Here is a 4415-nt window from a genome sequence, read left to right as displayed (position 1 = left end):
AGTGGGCACTGTGCCCGGCGGGGGGCGCGTGTGTTCATCCCCATGAACCGGCGCGCTTCAGCGTCTGCGGAAAATGATCTGACCTTACGAAGCTTTCATACGCCGGTTAGGATCGTAAGAGGTTCTACGCGTTAAGGTTGCTTCCTGAGAGAGGGAAGCATGCGCGCGAACATTCTGCATTCAATCGTTTTATCGGCTCTGCTTCTGGCGTTGACGGGGTGCCAATCTCGCCCGAAGCCGACTTTCTTAAACTATGCGCAATTAGATAATGCCCAGCGGCAGGCCCTTACGAACCATTATACGCCTGACGCAATTAAGGCGCGTGAGGAGGAGGAGCAAGGGCGGCAGCGCCAGTGGGGCGATCAGTTCACGGTGTATGCCAAACGGGAACCCGACGATCCACCGCCGCAGTTTCAGTACAATAATAGCCTGGAGGAAGAGGCGCATCGAAATCGCGCGCAGCGCAAAAGTAAGGCCGACTCCGGCTGCAACTGCCGGGTCAAACCCTTCAAAGCCGTGAAGCGGGCGTTTGGGCTGTAAGTTCCGTTACCGCGATTTCATCTGCCCGTCAGCCCGCCGTTAGCCGCCGCGCCTTATTCTGGCCCGAATTGCACCGAGGGGGCCGGAATGGTAGGGAAATTCATTGTTTTCGGATGTTTGGCGCTCGTGCTGAGCGGCTGCGTTTCGACCGGCTCGGGGCGCGGCTACTCATCAAACTACTATTCACGGCACGATGGCTATTCACGCGGCTATGCGTACCGGGAGACTTACGAGCGGCGCTACTATCACGACGATGACCGCCGCTCGGAGCGCGAGAAGAAATGCGGCTGCCGCATTAAGCCGTTCAAAGCCTTGAAGCGCGCCTTTGGGCTTTAAGCCCCCGGCAATCGCGTCGCGATTGGGCCGAGCCAAGCGAGCAGGCGCGTCATCACGGCTTTGATGGCGTGGAACTCGGCGCTGCGCTCCAGGCGGATCTCATTCATATAAAGGGCGCGGTTGAGTTCGATTTGCAGCGCGTGGCGGCCCTGGCGCGGGCGGCCGTGGTGGCGGGTGATGAAGCCGCCCGCAAACGGATCGTTCAGCACAACCCGAAAGCCTTCGCGGGTGAAGAAGGCGGCGACTTCGGCCGTCAGGCTGCGCTCGCAGCTCGTGCCGTGGCAGTCGCCGAGAATAATATCGGCGCGCATGCGGCCTGCGTCTTTTTCCACGGAACTGCCGACCGAGGGCATCGAGTGGCAATCGAGCAGCAGCACGCGGCGGAAGCGGCTCAGCGTGTCGTTCACCAACCCGTCGAGCGCGGCATGGTAGGGCCGATAGAGCCGCCGCACTCGGTCTTCGGCTTCGGCGAAGGTCAGCGGCGCGCGGTAGATTTCCGCCCCGGTCGCCACCATGCGGGCAATCGTGCCATAGCCTGCCGCGACGCGCGCGCTGGCGGCATTGACGAAATCGGGCAGGGGCTCGCCGAACATTTTCGGGTCAAGCTCATAGGGCTCCCGGTTTACGTCGATATAAACGCGCGGGAAAAGGGCTTTCAGCAGCGGTGCGCCAAAATCCGGGGCCGCCGAAACGAGATCGTCGACAAAACTATCTTCCGAGCGGCGCAGGCTGAGCGGGTCTAGCAGCGAGTCGCGTACGAAATCATTGGGATAATGGGTGCCGCTATGGGGCGACGAGACGACGAGCGCCGCCGTTTGCACCCTCGGTTGCCGAACCGACAAAATGCTTTCCGTACCCGCGCCCGGCACGGGGGCGGCGTTGGGGGGGCGACGGAAAGGGGGCAACACACTCATCAGAAAAAAATGAGCTAAATCGGGCGGTTTGTCATCTCTCTCCGTGCGTGTTTTGCCGCCGATCCGACTGATTCTGAGTTTCAATCGGCGCATCGCCCCAATAAGCGATTCTGACGAGAAAATACGGAAGTATTTTTCTGGTTTTAAGGGTGTTTATTGAACTATCCTCGCGTTAAAGGCGATGGCGCGCGCGACATACGGGGAAATCGCTGATCGGAAAACGGGAAAATCGCTCTTTTAACCGATTTTAATCGGGCGATTGCCGGAGTTTTTGAGGGATGCCGCCAATCGCGGCGTGTGGCAATGGCGTAGGGTGCAACCGTAACCAGCGTGGGGACCGCCGGGGTCCAGCCGGGATGGTTGCGCCACTTTCTGTTCGCCGTTCGGCGATCTTAGCCCGTGAGGAACGACAATGGCATTCCCGACTTCTGTTAACGATCAGATCACTGATTCCGTTACGCAAGCCAATACCAAAGTGCTGGGCGACGCCCCGGCCATTGCGATGGGCAATCTGTATCAGGCGACCGCGCAGGCGCTGGCCAATGCCGCTCATAATGCGACGAACGCCCAGCAGCAGAGCTATGTGACGGCCCAAGCCGCGACGACGATGGGCGTTGCCACTCTCTATTCGCTGGATACGGCCACCACCGGCGTTGCCACCAAGGATATTCTGAGCACCGGCGTTAAAGGGCTTGGCGGTTAAGCCTAGTTCTCCCGTTGAGCTTTAAAGGGTCACGGCACGGCTCTTTTAGCGCCGCAGCCTCGGCACTCTCCCCGAAAGGATTATAAGAATGGCATTCCCGACTTCTGTTAACAGTCAGATCACTGATTCCGTTACGCAAGCCAATACCAAAGTGCTGGGCGACGCCCCGGCCATTGCGATGGGCAATCTGTATCAGGCGACCGCGCAGGCGCTGGCCAATGCCGCCCATAATGCGACGAACGCCCAGCAGCAAAGCTATGTGACGACGCAAGCCGCGACGACGATGGGCGTTGCCACGCTCTATTCGTTGGATACCGCGTCGACGGGCGTTGCGACGACGAAGATTCTGTCGGCGTAACAAGTGTCATCGGTCGGGCGAGGAAAGGTCCCTGCGATCTTACCGCCTTCGTTATAAAGGATCATCTCGATGGCATTTCCGACTTCCGTCAACGATCAGATTACCGATTCTGTGACGCAGGCAAATACGCAGGTGGTAGGGATCTCGCCCGCTTTGGCGTTGGGCAATCTGTTTCAGGCAACCGCGCAAGCGCTGGCGAATGCCGCGCATAATGCGACCAACGCCCAGCAGCAGAGCTTCGTTACGGCGCAAGCGGCCACCACGATGGGGATCACCACGCTGTACGGGCTCGATACGGCCAGCGATGCCGCTGCGACCGCCAAGATCCTCTCCGCCTAAGAGAGCGAGCCCACGGCTAGGGGCGGGCGCATCCGATCCTGAGGCCAGGTTTTTTTAACGATAAAAGGAATGGTTCCTCATGGCCTTCCCGACCGCTGTCAATAACCAGATTACCGACTCCGTTACCCAGGCCAATACGCAGGTTGTTGCCATTTCGCCGGCAATCGCTATGGGGAATCTCTACCAGGCGACGGCTCAAGCGCTCGCCAATGCCGCCCATAATGCGACGATGGCGCAGCAGCAAATGTATGTTACCGCCCAGGCGGCCACGACGGCGGGGGTGGCTTTGCTCTACTCCCTCGATACGGCGGCAACGGGGATGGCGACTAAAAAAGATCCTCGGGTAACGGGGATAAAGCAGACGTAACCCAACGTCTTACCCAATCCATTTAAGGAGTGAAAACGATGGCTTTTCCGACGTCGATCAACAGCCAGATCACCGATTCGATCACCCAGGTCAACACCAAGGTGCTCGGCGACGCTCCGGCGGTTGCGATGGGCAATCTGTTCGTTGCGACCAGCCAAGCGCTGTCGAACGCGGCCCATAACGCCACGAATAATGCCCAGCAGAGCTATGTGACGATGCAGGCGTCCACCACTCAAGCGGTTTCGACGCTGCTGGTGCTGGATACGGCCACCACGGGCGTCGCGACCAGCGAAATCCTGGGTCTGGTCTAAGCCCAGTCGGGGGGATCGGGTCTCTCCTGATCCCCTTTTTTCGTCGGCTCGTCGTAGAGGCATAGGGCATGGCCGGGATTGAGGCTTCCGAAGGTTCCGTAGAGCTGGAAGTCGGCACCGCGCCGTCGGTTGCGATGGCCATGACCTATATGGCGATGGCCGACAGTCTTGGGCTGGCGATGGCCAATGCGGTGGCGGCGCAGCAGCGCGGCCAAACCTTGAGCACGGCAGCCCTGGCCCAGGTGTTAGTCCTTATTCTGACCGCTCCTGCCCGGACGGCCCCACCTAAAGCATAGGAGAAGGCGGCAATGGTTGATTTGGTGGGCACAACGAATACACGGATCGTGGACTCGGTCACGGGCGCGGCCACGTTGCTGACCGGCCAGAGCCCGTCGCAGGCCTTCGCCATGCTCGATGCGGTGATGGTCGAGACCTTGGGCATGGCGATGTACAACGCCGTCAATCGGCAGCAAAACGCCGGCATGACCAGCGCGGCGGCGGTTACGGCGGCCTGTGCGCGCATGCTGGGCGCGCCGTTTCCGGTTCC

10 protein-coding genes are annotated in these 4415 nt (G+C 60.0%); 9 read left to right on the top strand and 1 reads right to left on the bottom strand.

Annotated elements, in window-relative coordinates; all coding sequences use genetic code 11:
- The first annotated feature begins 159 nt into the window (after positions 1 to 159).
- Positions 160 to 540, top strand: a complete 381-nt coding sequence (locus VZ95_RS15510) for a hypothetical protein (protein WP_045776665.1) — start codon at positions 160 to 162, stop codon at positions 538 to 540.
- Between the two features lie 87 nt (positions 541 to 627).
- Positions 628 to 876, top strand: a complete 249-nt coding sequence (locus VZ95_RS15505) for a hypothetical protein (RefSeq protein WP_045776664.1) — start codon at positions 628 to 630, stop codon at positions 874 to 876.
- Here the strand turns inward: VZ95_RS15505 and VZ95_RS15500 are convergent.
- Positions 873 to 1718 carry an N-formylglutamate amidohydrolase gene (locus VZ95_RS15500; RefSeq protein WP_232302691.1) on the bottom strand — a complete coding sequence of 282 codons (846 nt, stop codon included), beginning with the start codon at positions 1716 to 1718 and terminating at the stop codon, positions 873 to 875. The genes VZ95_RS15505 and VZ95_RS15500 overlap by 4 nt on opposite strands.
- 484 nt (positions 1719 to 2202) lie before the next feature.
- Between VZ95_RS15500 and VZ95_RS15495 the strand changes: the two genes are divergently transcribed.
- From VZ95_RS15495 to VZ95_RS15465, 7 genes are all read left to right on the top strand, one after another.
- Positions 2203 to 2493: a RebB family R body protein gene (locus VZ95_RS15495; RefSeq protein WP_045776663.1), complete on the top strand. Its 291-nt coding sequence runs from the start codon at positions 2203 to 2205 to the stop codon at positions 2491 to 2493.
- 88 nt (positions 2494 to 2581) lie between these two features.
- Positions 2582 to 2851 carry a RebB family R body protein gene (locus tag VZ95_RS15490; RefSeq protein ID WP_045776662.1) on the top strand — a complete coding sequence of 90 codons (270 nt, stop codon included), beginning with the start codon at positions 2582 to 2584 and terminating at the stop codon, positions 2849 to 2851.
- A gap of 69 nt (positions 2852 to 2920) precedes the next feature.
- A complete protein-coding gene (locus tag VZ95_RS15485; protein ID WP_045776661.1) occupies positions 2921 to 3190 on the top strand; it encodes a RebB family R body protein in 270 nt (89 codons plus the stop codon).
- A gap of 79 nt (positions 3191 to 3269) precedes the next feature.
- Positions 3270 to 3557 (top strand): RebB family R body protein, encoded by a 288-nt coding sequence (locus tag VZ95_RS15480; protein ID WP_045776660.1) that lies wholly within the window; start codon positions 3270 to 3272, stop codon positions 3555 to 3557.
- A 38-nt stretch (positions 3558 to 3595) separates the two neighbouring features.
- A complete protein-coding gene (locus VZ95_RS15475; protein ID WP_045776659.1) occupies positions 3596 to 3868 on the top strand; it encodes a RebB family R body protein in 273 nt (90 codons plus the stop codon).
- 68 nt (positions 3869 to 3936) lie between these two features.
- Positions 3937 to 4164 carry a RebB family R body protein gene (locus VZ95_RS15470; RefSeq protein WP_045776658.1) on the top strand — a complete coding sequence of 76 codons (228 nt, stop codon included), beginning with the start codon at positions 3937 to 3939 and terminating at the stop codon, positions 4162 to 4164.
- Positions 4165 to 4176: 12 nt separating this feature from the next.
- Positions 4177 to 4415, top strand: a 239-nt coding sequence (locus VZ95_RS15465; RefSeq protein WP_045776657.1) for a RebB family R body protein, incomplete at its 3' end; no start/stop codon positions are given.

Origin of the sequence: Elstera litoralis, from assembly GCF_000963705.1 — a bacterium.
In the GTDB taxonomy this organism is placed as follows: Bacteria; Pseudomonadota; Alphaproteobacteria; order Elsterales; family Elsteraceae; genus Elstera; species Elstera litoralis.
The sequence above is the reverse complement of the archived record's forward strand: the minus strand, read 5'-3'. Positions and strand labels throughout refer to the sequence as shown.